This is a genomic window from Vibrio sp. R10-SF1-ISO8, from assembly GCF_059833805.1.
This window is the reverse complement of record NZ_JCBDHL010000016.1, coordinates 145,366-167,308: the sequence shown is the minus strand read 5'-3', so window position 1 is coordinate 167,308 and position 21,943 is coordinate 145,366. Positions and strand designations below refer to the sequence as shown.

The 21,943-nt window shown below is 46.2% G+C and carries 17 protein-coding genes; 15 read left to right on the top strand and 2 right to left on the bottom strand.

Going from position 1 to position 21,943, the window contains the following annotated elements:
• Window positions 1-85: 85 nt before the first annotated feature.
• The 15 genes from AC6R00_RS12695 to AC6R00_RS12625 all read left to right on the top strand — a co-directional run bounded on the left by AC6R00_RS12695 (window position 86) and on the right by AC6R00_RS12625 (window position 16,860).
• A complete protein-coding gene (locus tag AC6R00_RS12695; protein ID WP_500640637.1) occupies window positions 86-1,393 on the top strand; it encodes an anaerobic C4-dicarboxylate transporter in 1,308 nt (435 codons plus the stop codon).
• 481 nt (window positions 1,394-1,874) lie between these two features.
• Window positions 1,875-3,323, top strand: coding sequence for a YfcC family protein (locus AC6R00_RS12690; protein WP_500640636.1), 1,449 nt, complete (start codon window positions 1,875-1,877; stop codon window positions 3,321-3,323).
• Between the two features lie 772 nt (window positions 3,324-4,095).
• A complete protein-coding gene (gene arcA, locus AC6R00_RS12685; protein WP_171323699.1) occupies window positions 4,096-5,319 on the top strand; it encodes an arginine deiminase in 1,224 nt (407 codons plus the stop codon).
• 59 nt (window positions 5,320-5,378) lie between these two features.
• Window positions 5,379-6,290: a carbamate kinase gene (arcC, locus tag AC6R00_RS12680; protein WP_004742779.1), complete on the top strand. Its 912-nt coding sequence runs from the start codon at window positions 5,379-5,381 to the stop codon at window positions 6,288-6,290.
• Between the two features lie 182 nt (window positions 6,291-6,472).
• Window positions 6,473-7,483 (top strand): ornithine carbamoyltransferase, encoded by a 1,011-nt coding sequence (locus tag AC6R00_RS12675; protein WP_004742778.1) that lies wholly within the window; start codon window positions 6,473-6,475, stop codon window positions 7,481-7,483.
• A gap of 475 nt (window positions 7,484-7,958) precedes the next feature.
• Window positions 7,959-8,888: an aspartate carbamoyltransferase gene (gene pyrB / locus AC6R00_RS12670; RefSeq protein WP_004749078.1), complete on the top strand. Its 930-nt coding sequence runs from the start codon at window positions 7,959-7,961 to the stop codon at window positions 8,886-8,888.
• 17 nt (window positions 8,889-8,905) lie between these two features.
• On the top strand, window positions 8,906-9,370 hold the full coding sequence (gene pyrI / locus AC6R00_RS12665; RefSeq protein WP_004742968.1) for an aspartate carbamoyltransferase regulatory subunit: 465 nt from the start codon (window positions 8,906-8,908) through the stop codon (window positions 9,368-9,370).
• Window positions 9,371-9,673: 303 nt separating this feature from the next.
• Entirely contained in the window at window positions 9,674-10,162 is a 489-nt protein-coding gene (locus tag AC6R00_RS12660) for an arginine repressor (protein WP_004742967.1), read from the top strand.
• Between the two features lie 147 nt (window positions 10,163-10,309).
• The gene (locus AC6R00_RS12655) at window positions 10,310-12,112 is read left to right on the top strand and encodes a protein-disulfide reductase DsbD (protein WP_500640635.1); all 1,803 of its coding nucleotides are present in this window, start codon (window positions 10,310-10,312) and stop codon (window positions 12,110-12,112) included.
• Window positions 12,113-12,166: 54 nt separating this feature from the next.
• On the top strand, window positions 12,167-12,517 hold the full coding sequence (locus AC6R00_RS12650) for a putative quinol monooxygenase (protein ID WP_171381730.1): 351 nt from the start codon (window positions 12,167-12,169) through the stop codon (window positions 12,515-12,517).
• Between the two features lie 179 nt (window positions 12,518-12,696).
• On the top strand, window positions 12,697-13,332 hold the full coding sequence (locus AC6R00_RS12645) for a response regulator transcription factor (protein WP_500640634.1): 636 nt from the start codon (window positions 12,697-12,699) through the stop codon (window positions 13,330-13,332).
• A gap of 105 nt (window positions 13,333-13,437) precedes the next feature.
• Window positions 13,438-14,064, top strand: coding sequence for a MarC family protein (locus AC6R00_RS12640; protein WP_500640633.1), 627 nt, complete (start codon window positions 13,438-13,440; stop codon window positions 14,062-14,064).
• A gap of 216 nt (window positions 14,065-14,280) precedes the next feature.
• Complete coding sequence (locus AC6R00_RS12635) at window positions 14,281-14,544, top strand: DUF4212 domain-containing protein (protein ID WP_004742963.1); 264 nt, start codon at window positions 14,281-14,283, stop codon at window positions 14,542-14,544.
• Between the two features lie 12 nt (window positions 14,545-14,556).
• Entirely contained in the window at window positions 14,557-16,284 is a 1,728-nt protein-coding gene (locus tag AC6R00_RS12630) for a sodium:solute symporter family protein (protein WP_004742962.1), read from the top strand.
• A 93-nt stretch (window positions 16,285-16,377) separates the two neighbouring features.
• Window positions 16,378-16,860 (top strand): hypothetical protein, encoded by a 483-nt coding sequence (locus AC6R00_RS12625; protein ID WP_004742961.1) that lies wholly within the window; start codon window positions 16,378-16,380, stop codon window positions 16,858-16,860.
• A 361-nt stretch (window positions 16,861-17,221) separates the two neighbouring features.
• On the opposite strand, the gene AC6R00_RS12620 is transcribed toward AC6R00_RS12625, so the two are convergent.
• Both AC6R00_RS12620 and AC6R00_RS12615 read right to left on the bottom strand, forming a co-directional pair.
• Complete coding sequence (locus AC6R00_RS12620) at window positions 17,222-20,650, bottom strand: PAS domain-containing hybrid sensor histidine kinase/response regulator (protein ID WP_500640632.1); 3,429 nt, start codon at window positions 20,648-20,650, stop codon at window positions 17,222-17,224.
• A gap of 92 nt (window positions 20,651-20,742) precedes the next feature.
• The gene (locus AC6R00_RS12615) at window positions 20,743-21,927 is read right to left on the bottom strand and encodes a 3-phenylpropionate MFS transporter (RefSeq protein WP_500640677.1); all 1,185 of its coding nucleotides are present in this window, start codon (window positions 21,925-21,927) and stop codon (window positions 20,743-20,745) included.
• Window positions 21,928-21,943 lie beyond the last annotated feature (16 nt).

The window sequence follows — 21,943 nt, the reverse complement described above, 5'->3', positions numbered from 1 at the left end:
GTCTCTCTTCATTCCTATTATCTAACTATTTAGACGCTGAGTCGTTAGATAATCAGAATCAAAATAAACTTTATGAGGTATCAATATGGTGGCAGTCGAACTCTTTGTCGTTCTGCTCTTTATCTATTTAGGAGCAAGAATTGGTGGTATTGGCATTGGTTTAGCAGGTGGTGCAGGTGTTATCGCACTCTCTTTGGTACTTGGTGTACCCACTAGCCAAGCTTTTATTCCAGTAGACGTTATTCTTATCATTATGTCGGTCATTACCGCGATCGCAGCCATGCAGGTTGCTGGCGGCATGGACTGGTTAGTACAAGTGGCTGAAAACTTTTTGCGTAAACACCCTGAGCGCATCACCTTTTATGCGCCGATTGTGACTTTCTTAATGACGCTAATGGCAGGAACAGGGCACACTGCATTCTCGACTCTGCCTGTTATCGCTGAAGTAGCAAAAGGCCAAGGGGTTCGCCCATCTCGCCCACTGTCTATTGCGGTTGTTGCTTCACAAATCGCCATTACCGCTTCACCGATTTCAGCGGCTGTTGTTGCGTTTGCAGCAATGCTAGCGCCTATTGGGGTGGATTACCTAACTCTGTTAGCGGTATGTATTCCAACCACTTTCATCGCATGTATGATTGGTGCATTCGTTGCCAACTTTATGGGCAGCGAGCTTAAAGATGACCCTATCTATCAAGAGCGTCTGGAAAAAGGCTTAATCAAGCTAGCAACTGAAAAGCAGCGTGAAATTCTACCTACAGCAAAAACTGCAACTTACATCTTCCTTGCCGCGATCGGTTTTGTTGTTTGCTACGCCGCAGCAATTTCCGGCTCGATTGGCCTTATCAAGGATCCGGCGCTAGGCCGAAATGAAGCGATAATGACAGTGATGCTGGCAGCAGCGGCAGCTATCGTTCTCGTGACTAAGATTGATGCGTCTAAGATCCCTTCAGCGGCAACCTTCCGCTCAGGTATGACAGCATGTGTTTGTGTACTTGGTGTTGCTTGGCTTGGTTCAACCTTTGTTAACGCACACGTAGACGGCATTAAAGAAGTGGCGGGGGCACTGCTTTCAGATTACCCATGGATGCTAGCTATGGTGCTGTTTTTTGCTTCAATGCTGCTTTACTCACAAGGGGCAACTACGGTCGCACTGATGCCAGCTGCACTGGCTATTGGTGTCGCGCCTCTCACAGCCGTTGCATCTTTCGCCGCAGTAAGTGCGCTATTCGTACTACCTACCTACCCAACACTGCTTGCAGCAGTTGAAATGGACGACACTGGTTCAACACGTATCGGCAAGTACGTCTTCAACCATCCGTTCTTTATTCCAGGTGTGGTGACTATCTCATCTGCGGTAGCACTAGGCTTTACATTCGGTGGTTTGTTCATCTAAAAACCCTATTAAAAATAAGGGAGCTTCGGCTCCCTTTTTTTATTTTATCTCGTGTAAAAAATCTAGCTCACATTTTATTTTTGACTTTAGTCAATAAAGTGTTCAAAAACTCTTTGTGCATTTTAATCCCAACGTTTGAATAAAATTCCGGTCAAATTTTTACTTTCCAACCACAGCCTACTTACCCACCTTCTATAACTGTTTTTCTAGAATATTAATCCGCCTATTTCAAACAATTAGTCGCTCCAATTTATCACTAGATTTATAGCGATTTTTTTGTCGATTTATTTTGTGAAGATCACCAAAGTTAGCATCAAGAACTGCTTTTAAAATAGCGTCAAAGGGCAGATTTGACAGTGAAGCCCAGTTTATAAATCAAATACCAATAACTTACCCTACATAAGTTATTTAATTATTAATAACTATTAGTCGCTGATTCACTTTTATTTATTGGTATATAAATAAAAGTAAGGAGATAGCCATGACAACCCAAACTGTACCGACCGAAGAAAAAAAAGGCGGCTTCTTTGCCAACTTTAAGTTCCCTTCCGCATATACGATTCTTTTTGTTTTAATCGCGCTGGTTGCGCTGCTGACCTGGATTGTTCCAGCAGGCCAGTACGACCGCGTAATGAACGAAGACCTAGGGCGTGAAGTTCCTGTCACAGGCACCTATCAAGCCGTAGATGGCAACCCTCAAGGCGTTATTGATGTTCTACTTGCACCTATTGATGGCTTCTATGATCACAACAGCTACGAAGCTGCAGCGATCGACGTTTCTCTTTTCATCCTCATCATTGGTGGCTTCCTAGGGCTAGTAACTAAAACAGGGGCAATTGACGCGGGTATCGAGCGCGTGACTCATCGTCTGGAAGGACGAGAAGAGATGATGATACCTATCCTGATGGCGCTGTTTGCCGCAGGTGGTACTGTTTACGGCATGGCTGAAGAATCTCTACCTTTCTACACCCTACTCGTCCCTGTCATGATGGCTGCGCGTTTTGACCCTGTTGTTGCAGCAGCAACCGTCTTGCTTGGTGCTGGTATTGGCTGTTTGGGTTCAACTATTAACCCATTTGCCACTGTCATCGCTGCAAACGCATCAGGTATCCCATTTACAGATGGTATTGCACTACGCCTTATCATGCTAGTCGCTGGTTGGGCTATCTGTGTTGCCTACGTGATGCGTTATGCTCGCATGGTTCGCGAAGACCAATCTAAATCGATTGTGTACGACAAATACGAAGAAAATAAAGCACACTTCCTTGGTAACCAGTCTGATGAAGGCTTAGAGTTCACGACCACTCGTAAAGCTATCCTTACTATTTTTGGTGGCTCATTTGGTGTGATGATCTACGGTGTATCAGTTGCAGGTTGGTGGATGGCCGAGATCTCTGCCATGTTCCTAGCCGCTACCATCATTGTCGGTATCGTGGCACGCATGAGTGAAGAAGAGTTTACGAGCAGCTTTATCGACGGTGCTCGCGACCTACTAGGCGTTGCGCTAATCATTGGTATTGCTCGTGGTATCGTCGTCGTTATGGACCGCGGTATGATCACTGACACCATCTTGTTCTCTGCAGAGCAAATGGTGACGGGGCTATCGTCTGTGGTGTTCATCAACGTGATGTTCTTCCTAGAAATTCTACTGTCGTTCCTTGTACCTTCAACGTCTGGTCTAGCGGTTCTTACTATGCCTATCATGGCGCCATTAGCAGACTTTGCGGGTGTCGGTCGTGACCTAGTTATCACTGCATATCAATCTGCATCTGGCTTAGTGAACCTAATTACGCCAACCTCTGCAGTTGTAATGGGCGGCTTGGCAATTGCTAAAGTCCCATACGTACGCTGGGTGAAATGGGTAGCGCCATTGCTAGCAATTCTGACTCTGTTCTGCGTTGTTGTACTAAGTATTGGTGCCCTAATCTAAGCCACAGACTTCTTTTCCTTACCCTGGCTCACAGGAAGTGAGCCGCCCTCAAAGCCGCCTTAGTGCGGCTTTTCTTTTGAGAGACCAGAAACGAGATACGAGAATATTTTACTTCTGCTCCTATTGCCTGCCAACACTATCAAAACTAAAGACTCCATCCCAAACCACTCACATTCCTCTCGCAGGGCGAAGCCCGCTCCCGCAGCGAAGCGTTCTAGAAGACGAAGTCTGATCTCAATTCTATTTTTTAATTAGAAAAAGTATCCCAACCAATAAACTTTATTAATTAAATAAATCCATCTAATTAAAGCGGTGCAAATATTAATATGTGATCAGCACAACAATTATTACCAAATATTTTGTTATAAAACGATTAATTTGCACCTCAAAAGCACTTATCTAGAAAGATTCATTGCATATTTCCGCTTTATTCAATTTATTGTCACTAAATTTTTAGTGCATATTCTTTCTTCTAATTATTGTTTATCTAGCATCTTGGATATTTACCTGCATAAAGTTCCACACTGAGTGGCTAATTAGAGGTGTTACAGCTCAATAACAACTGCATAGATATTGTTAAAACCCTTGTAAATCAAGGCCTGAAGCATAAAAATCGAACTGTGATTGACCTCTAAGATTCCCCCGCCAACAGGCGTAATATGAGTTCCAGAAACAAAATAAGTGAATAAATAAATTCACGCTTCTATTCCCTACAAATTAAATATTAGTTTTTAAATATTAAGACTAATTAAAATATAAGAGAGATACGATCATGAGTAAGTTATACGTAGGTTCTGAAATCGGTCAATTACGTCGCGTTCTTGTTCACCGCCCTAGACGAGCTCTGACTCACCTGACACCTTCTAACTGTCACGATCTGCTATTTGATGACGTATTAGCAGTTGAGCGTGCAGGTAAAGAGCACGACGTATTCACTCAAACACTGCGTGATCAAGGTGTGGAAGTGCTACTTCTTACAGACCTACTAGCAGACACGCTTGCTGTTCCAGAAGCAAAAGACTGGCTACTTAGCCGCCAAGTATCAGATTACCGCTTGGGCAAAACCTTCGCTAACGATGTACGCTGCTACTTAGGTGACCTACCTAATCTAGAGCTAGCGAAAATTCTGACTGGTGGCCTTTCTTACGCTGAAATGCCAATGAAATCTTCTTCAATGATGCAAGGTCTGCACGCTCCAACTGATTTCATCATTGAGCCTCTACCAAACCACCTATTTACTCGTGACACTTCTTGCTGGGTATACGGTGGCGTATCAATCAACCCAATGGCAAAACCTGCTCGTCAACGTGAAACAAACCATGTTCGTGCGATTTACCGCTGGCATCCAACCTTCGCAGGTCAAGACTTCATTAAGTACTTCGGCGACGAAGAGACAATCAACTACGACAACTCAACTATCGAAGGCGGCGACGTATTGGTTCTTGGTCGTGGCACGGTACTTATCGGTATGTCTGAGCGTACAACCGCACAAGGTGTTGAGCATCTAGCTTCTGGTCTATTCAAGCACGGCCAAGCGAAACAAATCATTGCGATGGAGCTACCTAAACACCGCTCTTGCATGCACCTAGACACCGTTATGACTCACATGAACGAAGATACCTTCTCTGTTTACCCAGAAGTGGTGCGTAAAGACGTGAAATGTTGGAGCCTAACTGGCGATGAGTCTGGTGCGGTTAATGTGAAAGAAGAGGGCTACTTTGTAACGGCTATCGAGAAAGCACTTGGTGTCGACAAGCTAAACCTTATCACAACAGGTGGTGACAACTTCCACGCAGAACGTGAGCAGTGGAACGACGCAAACAACGTACTGACTGTGAAACCAGGTGTGGTTGTTGGCTACGAAGGCAACACTTACACCAACGAGAAATACGACAAAGCGGGCATCACTGTTCTACCTATCCCAGGTGACGAGCTAGGCCGTGGTCGTGGTGGCGCTCGCTGCATGAGCTGCCCAATCGAGCGTGACGGTATTTAAGTAAGTGATTAGTTGGCGGGAGCCCTTTTGCTCCTGCCCCCTGCAGAGAGATTAAAGCAATGACTAAACAAACAGTAGTTGTAGCACTTGGCGGTAACGCCCTACTTCGCCGCGGCGAGCCATTAGAAGCTGAAGTTCAGCGCCAAAACATTGAGATTGCGGTTAAGACAATTTCTGAAATCGCGCAAGAGTACAACGTAGTGCTTGTGCACGGTAACGGCCCACAAGTAGGCCTACTTGCTTTGCAAGGTTTGGAATACAAAAAAGTCGCTCCGTACCCACTTGATGTACTGGGCAGTGAAACTCAAGGCATGATCGGCTACATGCTGATGCAAGAGTTTAAAAACCAAATGCCTAACGTAAACGCGACTTGCATGTTGACTCAAATGACGGTTGACCCAAGTGATCCTGCATTCGCCGATCCAACCAAGCCTATCGGCCCAATTTACGAAGAAGCAGAAGCTCGTGAACTAGCAGAGAAGTACCGCTGGACAATCAAGCCAGACGGTCAACACTTCCGCCGCGTAGTCCCAAGCCCACAGCCTACAGGCATTATTGAACATGAAGCGATTACCGCACTTATCGAGCAAGGCCACTTGGTTATCTGTACTGGCGGTGGCGGTATTCCAGTCAAACGCGAAAACGGCAAATTAGTTGGTGTTGAAGCGGTTATCGACAAAGACATGTCTGCCGCGTTCCTAGCAAAACAACTAGACGCCGATGCGCTACTTATCCTGACTGACGCTGATGCAGTTTACCTAGATTGGGGCAAACCAACTCAACATGCTCTACGCAGCACTAACCCATCTGAACTGGCTCAGTACCAATTTGATGCAGGCTCAATGGGACCGAAGATCGAAGCGTCATGCGAGTTCATTAAACAAGGTGGCAAAGTGGTCGGCATTGGTTCTCTAGAAGATGGTTTACGCATTCTTCAAGGCACCGCGGGTACCAATATCACCAAAGGCTAACCGACTCGTTACTCCACAACTGGAGCGAGATGGAATAACCAGACCCTCGTTGAACTTAAGGTATTCATATCTCGCTCCCCACTGTGGAAGCAGAAATTATACAAACATTACTTATTTATGCGCTTTCTTACCTCTTTCCCTGCAACCAAGAGAGCGCAATCAAAACAAAGAAGGAAAACATCATGGCTTTTAACCTACGCAACCGTAACTTCCTAAAACTATTAGACTTTACTCCACGTGAAATTCAACACATGTTGGATCTATCTGCGGAACTTAAAAAAGCGAAATACAACGGCTATGAACAACCTCGTCTAAAAGGCAAAAACATTGCGCTAATTTTCGAGAAAACATCTACTCGTACTCGTTGTGCATTTGAAGTTGCAGCATTTGACCAAGGCGCTCAAGTTTCTTACTTAGGCCCATCGGGTTCTCAAATCGGTCACAAAGAGTCAATGAAAGATACTGCTCGCGTTCTTGGTCGCATGTACGACGGCATCGAGTACCGCGGCTTTGGTCAAGAAATCGTTGAAGAGCTAGGCGCGTACGCAGGTGTTCCTGTATGGAATGGCCTAACAGACGAGTTCCACCCAACGCAAATCCTAGCTGACTTCCTAACTATGATGGAACACGGCCGTGGTAAGCAACTACATGAAATGAAGTTCGCTTACCTAGGCGACGCTCGTAACAACATGGGTAACTCTCTAATGGTTGGTGCAGCGAAGATGGGTATGGACATCCGCCTAGTGGCTCCTAAAGCGTTCTGGCCAGAAGAAGAGCTAGTAGCGACTTGTCGCGAAATCGCTGAAGAAACCGGTGCGAAAATCACTCTGACTGAAGACGTTCAAGAAGGCGTTCAAGGCTGTGATTACCTATACACAGACGTATGGGTATCTATGGGTGAAGCGAAAGAAGCATGGGCTGAGCGTATCAACCTAATGATGCCTTACCAAGTGAACATGGAAATGCTAAAAGCGACAGGTAACCCGCATGTGAAATTCATGCACTGCCTACCTGCATTCCATGGCGAAGATACTACCGTTGGTAAACAGCTAGCGGCTGAGTACCCACAACTTAAAGATGGCGTAGAAGTAACAGATGAAGTTGTTGAATCTAAACACTCTATCGTCTTCGATGAAGCAGAGAACCGTATGCACACTATCAAAGCAGTGATGGTAGCAACACTAGGCGACTAATATCACTCAAAGATATTAATCGCGAACACTCTATATCACGGAATTAATCCATAGGTATCACGAGTGGTTTGCAGGGAAATGCGGGTGGCATTCACCATGTTTCAAAAAGCATGCTGAATAAAGCCCGCATTTTTTTTCATTCCACTGACTACAAAAAAACTCTCAATCACCCTCCAAGCAAGTTCCGACAACGGCTGCGAAAAGCACATCAAAAACAGTCAATTTCGCATAAAAATCCAATTTCTGGATACTTTGCGCAAACGCTTGCGTCGCGTAATTTTGTCCGTATAATCCTCCGCAATTTGTCTAGGAGAGCATTATGAACCAGCAAAATACAACATCTCGTTGTTACAAAACGCGCCCTGAATCAGGGACGTCAGCTGTTTTATTTTTGTTCTCCATCGATCCTTTATCAGCCTCCTATTGTTAGGGGGCTTTTTTTTGTCTGTCATCTATGAGGCGAGGAAATACAGCTATGGCGCATTCGTTATTTAACAAGCACATCATCTCCATCCCTGAGCTCAGCCGCAGCGAGCTTGAACTTATCGTCGATACTGCAGCACGCTTAAAAGCAGAGCCAAACCCTGAGCTACTAAAAAACAAAGTCGTGGCGAGTTGCTTCTTCGAGCCATCGACTCGTACCCGTTTGTCGTTTGAAACCGCCGTTGAGCGTTTAGGCGGCAGCGTGATTGGCTTCGATAACGGTGGTAACACGTCTCTAGCTAAAAAAGGGGAAACATTGGCTGACTCGGTCCAAGTCATCGCTTCATATGTTGATGCCTTTGTGATGCGCCACCCTCAGGAAGGGGCTGCGCGTTTAGCGTCTGAGTTCTCTAACGGTGTTCCAATCATTAACGGTGGCGACGGCGCAAACCAACACCCAACCCAAACTCTGCTCGACCTATTCTCTATCCACGAAACGCAAGGCACGCTTGATAACCTCAACGTTGCTTTCGTTGGGGACCTAAAATATGGCCGCACTGTGCACTCACTGACTCAAGCACTGGCAAAATTCAACAACGTGCGCTTCTTCTTTATCGCTCCAGATGCACTGGCTATGCCTGACTATATCTGCGAAGAGTTAGAGGAAGCGGGTATCAAGTTCAGCATGCATAACAACATTGAAGAAGTGGTACCTGAGCTCGACGTGCTTTACATGACGCGAGTGCAAAAAGAGCGCTTTGATGAGTCAGAGTACGCGCATATGAAATCGGCCTTCATCCTTACAGCTGCAACCCTAGAAGGTGCGCGCGACAACCTAAAAGTGCTTCACCCACTACCACGTGTTGACGAGATCACCACAGATGTCGATAAGACCAAACACGCTTACTACTTCGAGCAAGCTGAAAATGGCGTTTATGCGCGCGAAGCTCTGCTAGCCCTAGTCTTGAACGAAACTCTTTAATCTGCAGGAGAACTATCATGGTAAAAGAAACTCAACTACAAGTAGAAGCGATTCGCAACGGCTCTGTCATTGACCATATTCCTGCAAACATCGGCATCAAGGTGCTGAAACTGTTCAAAATGCACAAGTCAAATGAGCGTATTACGATAGGTTTAAACCTGCCTTCTTCAGCGCTAGGTGCTAAAGACCTGATCAAGATTGAAAACATCTACCTGACTAAAGAGCAAGCGAACCAACTGGCGCTTTACGCTCCAAAAGCAACAGTGAATCAGATTGAAGAATACAAGGTCGTCAACAAGCTTAATCTTGTGCTTCCAGAAAGCATTGAAAGTGTGTTTGAGTGCCCGAATAGCAACTGTATTTCACACGGAGAACCGGTAGAAAGTCGCTTTAATGTGCAGCAAAAGAAAGAGAATGTGCAGCTAAAATGCCATTACTGTGAAAAAGTATTCTCACGCGAAATCATGACGGAAGCGCGCTAAGCAATCAGCGCTTAATCTCGCTAAGCTCCCTCTAAAATTAAGCTGGATATTTATTCCCAATCAGGAATAAATATCCACTTTCCATCAGAATATTTATCCAAAAAACATCCGCTAAAGCAGTTATTTATTTGGCGATCGCTCTCACAAAGCCACATATACTTTGGTGGTATTATGATCGCATTAAATATAAGTCACCAAAAAAGAAGTGACCGCTCAATCAAATGGTACGGCACCTAGATGGAGTTAAGTGCTGATAGTTACATGGACGAATCATCCCTACGTCATGTTTTTTAAGGAGTTCCCATGAGTGAAACTCTAAACGCAACCACTATTGACTACAGTGAAGACAAAACGCTAACCGCGGCATGCAAACGTCTGCTGCAACAGCAAAGTTTTAGCACTCAAAATGAGCTCCGTGAAGCCTTGGTAGATATTGGTTTCGAAGGTATCAGTCAATCAACCGTCTCTAGATTGCTGTCTCAGTTAGGTGTAGTGAAAGTCCAGAATGCGTGTGGTAAGAAGGTTTACTGCATTACCGTTGAAACGGCTCCGGTACGTGTCGAGTCTTCTATCTCTTCCCAGATAGAATTCATTACTCATAACCAAGCCATGGTGGTGGTCAAAACCCACCCAGGTAGCGCGCAACTTGTCGCTCGATTAGTCGACATTGATCCTCATACCGAGATCTTAGGTACTGTTGGTGGTAACGATACGGTACTTGTCATCCCTAAAGATACTGACAACATTGATGCGTGTGAGCGTGTGGTTCGCGCGCGGTTAGGTGTCGCTTAGAACTTTATTGCCTCCTCTAAGAGCCCCATTTCTTTGGGGAGGCATCACACAAAAAATGTTCTAAATGATAGCAAGTTGAAACTTATTCCCCCTTTCCTCTGTCTGATTGAGTTAAAATGATGAAAATTTAACTTAAGTGACTCTTCTATGCGCTTCGCTTTATCTCTAATTCTGCTGTGTTTCTCTATTGTTTCTGCACCTGCTTTGGCCGTATTTGAGCAATCAAACTCCGCACCAAGCTTTGGAGTTAGCAACAATACTTTTGTTCCGGTAGACCAAGCTTTCCCATTCAATTCTTTCCAACAAGGGAATCGCGTTTTCCTCGATTGGCAAGTCAAAGAAGATTACTACCTGTATCAACATCGTATTTCTGTCAGTGGCGAAAATGTCACTCTGGGTGATATTGAAATGCGAGATGGAGAACCTTACAAAGATGAGTTCTTTGGTGAGGTAAATATTTACACGACACCGCTATTTGTCGAAGTTCCGCTCGCAAATTACCAAGATGGGGCGCGCCTGATCGTTCAATACCAAGGCTGTGCCAAAGCCGGTTTTTGCTACCCACCAGAAACCCGAGTTATCGATGTCACTAGCTTCGACTTCCAAGAAGCGAATGCAGTCATTCCAACTCAAAAAGAACCGGCAAATTCAACAACAGCAACAAAGCAAACACCTGTCTCAAGCGAGTCAAACCTTGCTTCTAAGCTCAGTGACAACTGGTGGACGCCTCTACTATTTTTGGCTTTAGGTGTTGGTCTCGCCTTTACACCATGCGTACTGCCAATGTACCCAATTTTAACCAGTATTGTTCTGGGTAGCGGTAAGCTTAGCCATGGACGTGCCCTAGGGTTGGCCTTTATCTACGTGCAAGGCATGGCACTGACCTATACCTTACTCGGCCTAGTTGTTGCGTCAGCGGGTATGCAATTTCAAGCGGCCATGCAGCACCCTTATGTCTTAGTTGGCCTAAGCGTTTTATTTGTCGCCCTGGCACTCTCCATGTTTGGTCTCTACAGCTTGCAGCTGCCTAGCAGCGTTCAGACATGGTTGAACAATTTAAGCAATAAACAGCAAGGTGGAAGTTCACTGGGTGTGTTCGCCATGGGAGCGATTTCTGGCTTAGTTTGTTCACCTTGTACCACTGCGCCGCTCTCTGGTGCTCTATTGTATGTAGCACAAAGTGGCGATCTACTCACTGGTGGTATCGCTCTGTATGCTCTGGCACTTGGCATGGGGATTCCATTGATGCTAGTCGCTGTTTTTGGCAACAAGCTGCTACCAAAAGCAGGCAATTGGATGGATCGGGTCAAGACTCTGTTTGGCTTCATTCTACTGGCTGCGCCAATATTCTTACTTGAGCGAATCTTGCCTGAAGTGTGGGCGACAGGATTATGGTCAGTGCTCGGCATTGCTGCGTTTGGTTGGCTCTACCATGTCAAAAATTCACTGCCATTTGGTGGCTGGAAACAGAGCGTGGTGGGAATCATCGCTGTACTTGGTCTATTTGCTTCAGCTCAACCTGCATTGAACCACTACTTTGGTAAGAGCGCGATCAGCACCGAGCAAAAACAAAATCAGATAGAATTTATCCGGATCGCCAATGTTGAGCAGCTCAACACACAACTTGCTAAAGCAAAAGCGGATGGTAAAGCGGTCATGCTCGATTTCTACGCCGACTGGTGTGTGGCCTGTAAAGAATTCGAGAAATACACCTTCCACCAGCCAGATGTTGAGTCGCGCCTAAAAGATTTTGTGTTGCTGCAAGCAGACGTGACACGAAATCAACCACAAGACATTGCCTTATTGAAAGAGATGAGCGTGCTAGGGCTTCCTACTATCGAGTTCTGGGATAGACAAGGAACTCATCTCCCAAGCGCTCGTATTACTGGCTTCATGAAAGCTCAGCCATTTTTGACACATATTGATAGTTTTCTAACAGAGAAGAAGTAGTTAAGCTAGAGTGGCACAACTAATTGCTTTTTAACGACAAAATGAAGGATGCACATGTCAAGTAAAGTATACGTACTCGCACAATTTAAAGCTAAGAAAGGAAAGGAATCGGAACTATTTGAAGTATTGAAAGCTCTCGAACCAGACTCATTACGTGAAGAAGGGTGTATACAATATATTCTGACTCGCCAAATCAATCATCCTAGCGCTACTCGAACCGACTACAGCATTGTGTTTAATGAAATCTGGGCTAATGCGGAGAGCTGGGCTGCACATGGTCGTCGACTTCAGATTCAAACTTTCTTTGAAACTCACGTACAAGCAGAAACAGGACTTGTTGAAGACGCTATTGTAACCGCTTATAGCGATGAAGCTGACAACTTCGACGCTCCAATTTTCCTGTAAGCACATGATAAATATTTGCTATACATCATAGTTGTTTGAGCCAAGCATTGCAGATACATCCTTATGCTCGGCTCTTTCACATTTTGTGAAGAAACACTCGATAATCCACGCATACTAGTTGTGTCTCTATCAGCAAATGGTAATACTGAACTTAATAACCTATAAAAAGTGTTGATTCCATGGACGCGACCTACACCATTATCATTGCGGATGATCATCCGCTGTTTCGCAATGCTCTGTTCCAATCGGTGCATATGGCGGTGAGTGGCGCAAATCTGCTAGAAGCCGACTCGTTAGATGCCCTTCTTACCCTGCTCGCTAAAGAAGACGAACCGGACTTACTTCTGCTCGACTTAAAGATGCCCGGAGCAAACGGCATGTCAGGCTTGATTCAACTGCGTGCTGAATATCCTGATTTACCCATTGTGGTCGTCTCAGCTAGTGAAGAACCGTCAGTAGTGACTCAGGTTAAGAGTCATGGCGCATTCGGTTTTATTCCCAAATCAAGTGATATGCGTGAGCTCGTCAGTGCTCTCAATCAGGTGCTCAATGGCGAACCTTTCTTCCCTGAAGGTTCCATTACCAACAACGCAGCATGTAATGATTTAGCAGAAAAAATTGCCACTTTGACCCCACAGCAATATAAAGTCTTAGGAATGCTATCTGATGGCTTGCTGAATAAGCAGATTGCTTATGAATTAAATGTATCAGAAGCAACAATAAAAGCTCATATGACGGCAATATTCCGCAAGTTAGGTGTGAAAAATCGAACTCAAGCGGTTATTTTACTTCAACAACTCGAATCAGAAACTTAACTCACCAGTTTCTGACACAAAAGCTCCTAGAAATTTGCTACACTTGAGGAATCAGGCAACAATCTGATTTACCCCTCTGTTCAACAAACTCTGGGAGTACTTCTCTTGCTAAGCGTTCTAATTACTCAATTTGTCGTCCTCTGGGCCGTTATCGATCCCATTGGCTCAGTCCCGGTTTACTTATCTCAAACTCAGCATCTCACCGCTAAACAGCGCCGTTTGGTCGCGTTAAAAGCCGTGGCTATTTCAACGGGCGTACTACTGTTTTTCCTCGTCGCAGGTCAGTTGCTCCTTGAAGCGATGCAGATACCCTTGCCTGCATTTCAGGCGGCAGGTGGCTTAGTGCTACTACTGTTTGCCCTAACCATGATCTTTGGCGAGTCTAAGCCTGAACAAGAAACTAAGCTTTCTGAAGAAGTGAGTCATTCCGATCTCGCTGATTTGGCGGTTTACCCTTTAGCTATTCCCTCCATCGCTTCTCCGGGAGCGATGATGGCGATTGTCATGCTGACGGACAATCATAGATACGCACTTGTCGATCAGGGGATTACTGCCGCTGTCATGGTGACAGTTTTACTTATCACCCTATTGTTACTTCTGGGTGCGACACATATTCAAAAGTGGATTGGCAATGTCGGTGCCGCCATTATCAGTCGTGTGATGGGGCTTATTCTTGCAGCCGTAGCAGTAAGCAACCTGCTGATGGGGATCAAAGATTTTTACGCCGGATAACGAAAATCGATAAGATTAACAATAAAACGTTAGACTTTAGGCTAATTTAACACCCCATTAACATCACAAAAATCTATCAATAATCCTTAAGCGCCTTATTTTTAGGCGCTTTTTGTTTTTCTCACCGCGACTAAAGTTGAAAAGAGTTCTTGTTCCACCCTTGCTAATGTAGATATTGAAACATTTTCTTAACAACGAACACGTAAGGAGACGGCAATGGCGTTTGAAAGTCAGGATAAAGCCAAAGCCTACTGGGATAAGAACGTAAAACTGATGATTAGCCTTATGGTTATCTGGTTTGTCGTTTCTTTCGGCTGCGGCATTTTATTTGTAGATGAACTCAATCAATTTCAACTAGGCGGGTACAAGCTTGGTTTCTGGTTTGCTCAACAAGGCTCAATCTATGCCTTCCTGGGTATTATTTTCTACTACGCGTGGAAAATGCGCCAAATCGACCGTGAATTCGGCGTAGATGAGTAAGGAGTAACTCAGATGGATTTGAAAACTATCACTTACCTCGTTGTTGGTGCGACCTTTATCCTTTACATCGGTATTGCGATTTGGGCACGTGCTGGGTCAACTAAAGAGTTTTATGTTGCAGGCGGTGGTGTAAACCCAATCGCCAACGGTATGGCAACCGCAGCAGACTGGATGTCAGCCGCATCATTTATCTCTATGGCAGGTCTGATTGCCTTTATGGGTTACGGTGGCTCCGTATTCCTAATGGGTTGGACTGGCGGTTACGTACTTCTCGCACTACTACTTGCACCTTACCTACGTAAGTTCGGCAAGTTTACTGTACCAGAGTTCGTAGGTGAGCGTTTCTACTCAAACGCAGCACGTATCGTAGCAGTTGTCTGTCTTATCATCGCCTCGGTCACTTATGTAATCGGTCAGATGAAAGGCGTGGGTGTTGCGTTCGGTCGTTTCCTAGAAGTTGATTACTCAACTGGTCTTCTGATCGGTATGTGTATCGTATTCATGTACGCTGTAATGGGCGGCATGAAAGGGATTACTTACACGCAGATTGCTCAATATTGCGTGCTCATTTTAGCTTACACTATTCCTGCAATCTTTATCTCTCTGCAACTGACTGGTCACCCTCTTCCTCAGATTGGTCTCGGTAGTACCATCCAAGGCACCGACGTCTATCTACTGGATAGGCTCGACCAAGTGGTCACCGAACTCGGCTTTAGTGAATACACCACTCAAGTCCGTGGCGATACCCTCAACATGTTTGTTTACACCATGTCGCTAATGATTGGTACTGCGGGTCTACCACACGTAATCATCCGTTTCTTCACGGTACCTAAAGTGCGTGACGCACGTACTTCAGCAGGTTGGGCACTAGTCTTCATAGCTATCCTATACACAACTGCACCAGCAGTATCGGCGATGGCTCGTCTAAACCTAATGGATACCGTAAATCCAGCTCCAGGTCAGCACCTTGCTTATGATGAACGCCCTGACTGGTTCAAAAACTGGGAGAAAACAGGTCTACTAGGCTTTGATGATAAGAACGGCGATGGTCTGATTGAATACACGTCAAACCCAGCAACTAACGAACTGAAAGTTGACCGTGACATCATGGTATTGGCTAACCCTGAGATTGCTAAGCTTCCAAACTGGGTGATTGCCTTGGTGGCAGCCGGTGGTCTGGCAGCGGCACTATCAACGGCGGCAGGTCTCTTGCTCGCGATATCCTCTGCGATATCCCATGATTTAATCAAAGGCGTCATCAATCCGAATATATCCGAGAAGAAAGAGCTGCTCGCCAGTCGGATTTCCATGGCGGTGGCGATTGCGGTGGCAGGCTATCTCGGCCTCAACCCGCCAGGCTTTGCAGCAGGTACAGTAGCACTGGCATTTGGTCTTGCGGCGTCCTCAATCTTCCCGGCACTAATGATGGGTATCTTCAGTAAAGGTATCAACAAGGAAGGCGCAATCGCGGGTATGATTGCGGGTATCAGTATCACTCTTTTCTACGTATTCCAGCACAAAGGCATCCTGTTTGTTGCTGATTGGACTTACCTAGAAAGCTGGGGCAGCAACTGGTTCCTAGGCATTGAACCAAACGCATTCGGTGCAATTGGTGCAGTCTTTAACTTCGCAGTCGCGTTTGCTGTATCGAAAGTAACAGCGGAAACACCACAAGAAGTGAAAGACTTGGTTGAACACGTACGTGTACCAGCAGGCGCTGGCGGTGCAGTAGACCACTAAAATAATACCTAAGCCACAAAAGCCCCCTCGGGGGCTTTTTTATTCGCTAAATTGAGTTAACTTAGCCTTTTAACGTTGAAGCCAGGACGCAAGATGTTCAAAAATAAGCACTTTCTAATCGCATTATTGATTGCCCCAATTCTTTCTCTGATTGCCTACTTTGGTACAGATATGGCGCTGAGTGAAAAGCCTCATGCCGCGAAAGAAGGCGAAACCTATAAGCTAGCCGCCAAATCTAACTGCCGCTACACCAGCGGACTATGTGATATGACCAACGGCGACTTTAAAGTGCAGTTTCGTTCCGAGAAGTTAACCGCGAACGGTTTGGACTTATCTTTAAAAGCCGCTTTCCCTTTAGAAGGCGTAAAGCTATCCATTGTCGATAGCCAAGAGCAAAGCGCTCAACCTTTGGATATGCAGCCAACAGATAGTACTGGCCAACACTGGGCAATCTCTGTAGCGAAACCAACATCGGCTGAAAGCTGGCTACGCGTCGCAATTCAGTCTGAAGGAACGCTGTATTACGGCGAAACTCAAACTGCGTTTGTTAAATACGAGACTTTGTTTACGGAGTAGCGAGAAGCGAGAAGCGAGAAGCGAGAAGCGAGAAGCGAGAAGCGAGAAGCGAGAAGCGAGAAGCGAGAAGCGAGAAGCGAGAAGCGAGAAGCGAGAAGCGAGAAGCGAGAAGCGAGAAGCGAGAAATTTTGGAGGGTTGGCACTAAGTGTCAACCCTTTTTCATTGGATACGGAAGACGAGATACGGGATACGGGATACGGGATACGGGATACGGGATACGGGATACGGGTCATTCTATGCCCCAATGAGCAGGCACTGTCAAAAGTTGCCAACTCACGAACAACTTTCGTTCTCGAAGGACGAAGTCCGTTCTCTAGCGTAGCGTTCCATAGGGCGCAGCCCGTTCCCGATTCTGCCCCTCTAAACCCTATTCAACACCGCTCTGAGTTTTAGCGGTTTAACAGGCTTAGGAATAAAGCTAAACCCATTCGACTTGATACCATCTAGCATATCGTCAGTGCGGTCTGCACTAATAATGACGCCGATAAAGCTATCGCCTAAACGCAAGCGACACTGCTGAAGCACTTCTAATCCGGTGCGTCCATTATCGAGTCGATAGTCAGACAAAATCACATCCGGCACCCAGGTTTCTTCTATTGCTTGCAAGCTGTTAACCAAGTCCACGGCGGTTCGTACGTCGCACCCCCAGCGGCCGAGCAAGGTTTCCATGCCAACCAAGATATCGGTTTCGTTATCCACACACAGAACTTTCAAATGACTCAAGTCTGAAGTAGAACTTGCCGGTGCAGCTTTTACAGGCTCAAGAGCTTTTTCGCTGCGCGCGAGTGTAATCGAGAACACGCTGCCTTTGCCCGGCCACGAACGCATAGTGATTTGGTGACCAAGAACATGAGCTATCCCTTTAGAAATTGCCAGACCAAGTCCTAAGCCCTGATCAGAACGAACTTGATTCCCACGATTAAACTCTTCAAATATCTCTTGCTGCTTGTCCTCATCAATGCCCATACCATTGTCCCACACATCGATGCGTGCTTGGCTTCCCACTCGTCTTACGCCGAGAACCACTTTACCTTTTGGACTGTAGCGAAACGCGTTGGTTAAGAAGTTTTGTACCACACGACGTAAGAGCTTCGGGTCAGACTGAACCAATAGCTGACTCGGAATCATGGTGAACTCAACACCCTGCTGCTTAGCAAGCGCACTAAATTCCGCATTGAGGTTAGATAAAACATCGTTAATCGCAAAGCCATGCACGTTGATATCTAGCTTGCCTGATTCTAGACGCGAGATATCCAGTAAGTCGCCAATCAAATCTTCAGCGGCCCCTAAGGCACTTTCAATATGCTGGGAAAGCTGTTTAGTTTCAGGCTCTTTTGCCACTTCAGACAAGGATGAGGCAAACAGGCGAGCAGCATTGAGTGGCTGCATTAAGTCATGGCTTACGGCCGCTAAAAAGCGCGATTTAGATTGTGACTCATGTTCAGATCTTTGGGTGGCTGAGACCAATTTTTTGTTCAGCTGCTCTAGCTCTTGAGTACGCTCTTGTACGCGCTCTTCAAGGGTTTCGTTAGCATCTTTTAGTGCTTGTTCGGCATCGCGGAAGACGGTGATGTCGGTAAAGCTCATCACAAACCCTCCACCTGGCATTGGGTTGCCCTGCACTTCTATCACTCGACCATCAGGTCGCACACGCGAAGAGGTATGACGCGTCCCTTGTTCCAGGTGAAAAACTCGTCGGCGCACATGCTCGTCAGGGTCACCCGGACCACACAAGCCTTGTTCAGCATTATGGCGAATCACATCAGCAATCGGCCTACCCACCTGAATCAAGCCGACCGGAAACGTAAATAGCTCTAAGTAACGCTGATTCCATGCCACAAGACGAAGCTGCTTATCGACCACGGCAATACCTTGACCGATATGTTCAATCGCCCCTTGCAGTAATCCTCGGCTAAAGTCATACAGCTCTGAAGCTTCATCGACAATGGTAGCAACTTCTTCCAGTTGCATGTTTCTGCCTTGTAGCGCAGAAGTAAGGACTAACTTAGCCGATGAGGCACCAAAAACCCCAGCCAACACCCTTTCGGTATGGCGAATTAAAGTAGAAGGCGCTTGTTGATTCGGCAGTAAGGTTTCTCTTTGCTGTTGCCAATATTGCCTGAATGCACTTCGCACCCGTTGCCTACCAACAAAACGCGACGCCAGCATCTCTAACTCACCCACAGTGACACGGCTTTGATACAAGCTCATATTTTCACTTTCAGGCAGAGGCGTACCCACAAACGAAGCAGACTGTAAGCGCTCACTTAGACTGGCACGAGTTAGCAGTGAGACGACAACATAGCAAAGTGTGTTGAGCGCAACACTGAGTACAATGCCCCAGTCTGAGTTTTTGACATTGAGATTTTGCAGCCATTCAGGCGGAGTAATCATCCACAGCAGGAAGTTGTCTTGCGCGGTGCCGGCCAACATATCGGTTTGGCTCATTAAGGTAATCAGCCATAAGGTAAAACCTACCGCCAAACCAACGTATACCCCTTTGCGGTTTCCCTGACGCCAATACATGCCACCTATCAAAGCTGGGGCAAACTGGGTGATAGCCGCAAAGGAGAGGAAACCAATCGCAGAAAGGGAGTGAATGTTCCCCAGAGCTTGATAAAAACCCCAAGCTCCGAGCAGTAGCAGAAGAATTAGCCCACGACGAATAATCAACAGCAAGCCAGAGAAGTGCCTATGATTGCGCTGTGAGAGTCGCATTCTGCGCAACAGCAATGGCATGACTAAATCATTGGAAACCATGATTGCCAAAGCGATGGTTGAAACAATTACCATGCCACTGGCCGCAGACGTACCGCCGAGGAAAGCGAGCAAGGCGATATCCTGCGCGCCAACCGCCATAGGTAAGCTAATTACATAGGTATCTGGGCTAGCGTCTGTCAGCAGAGATTGCCCAACCCAAGCGATCGGCAAGACAAAAATGCCCATCAAAATCAGATATACGGGGAACAACCAACGCGCGGTATGCAGATCTTGCGCGCGTTCGTTTTCCACCACCATAGTATGGAACTGACGTGGCAGACAGACAATCGCTAACATGGTTAGCACGGTATGAATAACTAGAGTCGGTATGTTCGGTGATTGATAGGTCTGACGCGCAATCTGTGCTAGCTCAACGTCATTGCGATTAAGCGCCAAGAACAGAATAAACAGACCAACGGCTAGAAATGCCACCAGCTTGATAATAGATTCAAACGCAATCGCCATCATCATACCGCGGTGATGCTCAGTATTATCAATATGGCGAGTACCAAACAGCATGGTAAAAATGGCCAATGCACCAACCACGAACCAAGATACATCGAGACTTGAACCTTCGAAACTTCGTGGCAGTTCAGGCGAAATAATCTCTAACCCCATGGTGATACCGCGCAGTTGCAGGGCGATGTAAGGCAAAATGCCAGCCACAGCAATCAAGGTAACGACCACAGCTAAACCTTGTGATTTACCATAGCGCGCAGCGATAAAGTCAGCAATAGAGGTAATGTGTTCTCGTTTGGCGGTAATAATCAACCGAGCCAGAATTCGCCAACCGAGAGTAAAGACGAGTATTGGGGCGATATAGATAGGCAGGAAAGCCCAAGGATTGTTACTAGCCTGCCCGACGGTGCCGTAAAATGTCCACGATGTGCAGTACACTGCGATAGATAGGCTGTAAATCCAAGGTCGCCATTTGGCCAACCAGTTGTGCTGTTTATCACCATACCAAGCAATGAGGAACAGTAGTCCGAGATACATCAGTGATACAGTGATCACTAGCCAGCCTTGCATCAGATATCCTTATCATGCGCCAAACAAAAACCTCCCCATATTGGAGAGGTTTCATTTAACTAAGGATATGCTATCAACTCAATCAGCTAGGCTTAATTCTGTGCATTAGGCTCCGCTTTCGACATATCGCTAACTTGATGTTTTTGAGGATCAACTTTGATAAATAAAGCCAAGACACCCATAGCGGCCATAGCCCAGAAGACGTTTGCCCCCCAGTTTTCATAGCCCCAGCCACTTAAGGTTGTCATCAAGGCGATGAATGCCCCTAAAGGAATCGCATTGTATAGCGCTTGCAGCGCCACCATTTTTCTTTGCTCAGAGTGTTGGATGTATTGAATCGCGGCGATATGTGCAATTGCAAAAGTCACACCATGTAGAAGCTGGATCATGACCAATGCCACTAATGCTGTTGTAGAAGCCGTCAAGCCCCAACGTACCACCACACCAAGTGCAGCGACCATAAACAACGCTCGAAGCGTCCAACCCGAGAACAGACGTTTACTCAAAGCAAAAATCGCCACCTCAGCCACAACACCTAAGCTCCAGAGATAACCGATAATGTCTTCTGAGTAGCCCGCCTCTTTCCAATAAATCGAACTGAAGCTGTAATACGCAGCGTGACTGCCTTGAATAAGGGAAACCAAAATCAGGAATTTAACCACAGGAAGTTCACGCAGCAGCTCTGTCAACTTAGGGCGCTCGGCATCTTCATTTTCCGTCGTAACGGGCATTGGATTGATGTTGCGCATTGAGAACAACAAAGCCACAACCACACCAGCCAGTGCGGTGAAGATAATCATGCCACTGCCATACTGCGCAACTAAGAAGCCAACCACCGTTGAACCGGCAATAAAGGCAATCGAACCCCACAAGCGAGTGCGGCCATAATCCAACATTTGCAAACGTGAATAGTAGTTCGCCATGGCATCAGACAAGGGAACAATAGGACCACAGCACAGATTGAACAACACAGTCGCCAATGCCATTAACCAGAAACTACCACCAGTAAAGAAGTGGAAACCAACAAAAAGAATAGAGGCAAAGCTGAGCCATCGCAGTGCTGGCATCAAGTGTTCGACTTTATGGATACGTGGTGTTAGCACCATGTTGGCGACACATCGGGTCGCAAAACCAATACCGACCAGTAATCCGATATCTGTTGCCGATACCCCCTGCTCTTCAAACCACAACGCCCAAAATGGTAGATAAACACCATAAGCGAAAAAGAAACCGACAAAATACTGGGAAATCCAGCCATATGGAGATGGGGTGAGCATCATTACCTCTGAATGC

What these genes read in the sequence shown, in the direction of transcription:
- AC6R00_RS12695 (WP_500640637.1), top strand. Translation starts at nt 86, where the DNA reads ATGGTGGCAGTCGAACTCTTTGTCGTTCTGCTCTTTATCTATTTAGGA.
- AC6R00_RS12690 (WP_500640636.1), top strand. Translation starts at nt 1,875, where the DNA reads ATGACAACCCAAACTGTACCGACCGAAGAAAAAAAAGGCGGCTTCTTT.
- arcA (WP_171323699.1), top strand. Translation starts at nt 4,096, where the DNA reads ATGAGTAAGTTATACGTAGGTTCTGAAATCGGTCAATTACGTCGCGTT.
- arcC (WP_004742779.1), top strand. Translation starts at nt 5,379, where the DNA reads ATGACTAAACAAACAGTAGTTGTAGCACTTGGCGGTAACGCCCTACTT.
- AC6R00_RS12675 (WP_004742778.1), top strand. Translation starts at nt 6,473, where the DNA reads ATGGCTTTTAACCTACGCAACCGTAACTTCCTAAAACTATTAGACTTT.
- pyrB (WP_004749078.1), top strand. Translation starts at nt 7,959, where the DNA reads ATGGCGCATTCGTTATTTAACAAGCACATCATCTCCATCCCTGAGCTC.
- pyrI (WP_004742968.1), top strand. Translation starts at nt 8,906, where the DNA reads ATGGTAAAAGAAACTCAACTACAAGTAGAAGCGATTCGCAACGGCTCT.
- AC6R00_RS12660 (WP_004742967.1), top strand. Translation starts at nt 9,674, where the DNA reads ATGAGTGAAACTCTAAACGCAACCACTATTGACTACAGTGAAGACAAA.
- AC6R00_RS12655 (WP_500640635.1), top strand. Translation starts at nt 10,310, where the DNA reads ATGCGCTTCGCTTTATCTCTAATTCTGCTGTGTTTCTCTATTGTTTCT.
- AC6R00_RS12650 (WP_171381730.1), top strand. Translation starts at nt 12,167, where the DNA reads ATGTCAAGTAAAGTATACGTACTCGCACAATTTAAAGCTAAGAAAGGA.
- AC6R00_RS12645 (WP_500640634.1), top strand. Translation starts at nt 12,697, where the DNA reads ATGGACGCGACCTACACCATTATCATTGCGGATGATCATCCGCTGTTT.
- AC6R00_RS12635 (WP_004742963.1), top strand. Translation starts at nt 14,281, where the DNA reads ATGGCGTTTGAAAGTCAGGATAAAGCCAAAGCCTACTGGGATAAGAAC.
- AC6R00_RS12630 (WP_004742962.1), top strand. Translation starts at nt 14,557, where the DNA reads ATGGATTTGAAAACTATCACTTACCTCGTTGTTGGTGCGACCTTTATC.
- AC6R00_RS12625 (WP_004742961.1), top strand. Translation starts at nt 16,378, where the DNA reads ATGTTCAAAAATAAGCACTTTCTAATCGCATTATTGATTGCCCCAATT.
- AC6R00_RS12620 (WP_500640632.1), bottom strand. Translation starts at nt 20,650, where the DNA reads ATGCAAGGCTGGCTAGTGATCACTGTATCACTGATGTATCTCGGACTA.
- AC6R00_RS12615 (WP_500640677.1), bottom strand. Translation starts at nt 21,927, where the DNA reads ATGCTCACCCCATCTCCATATGGCTGGATTTCCCAGTATTTTGTCGGT.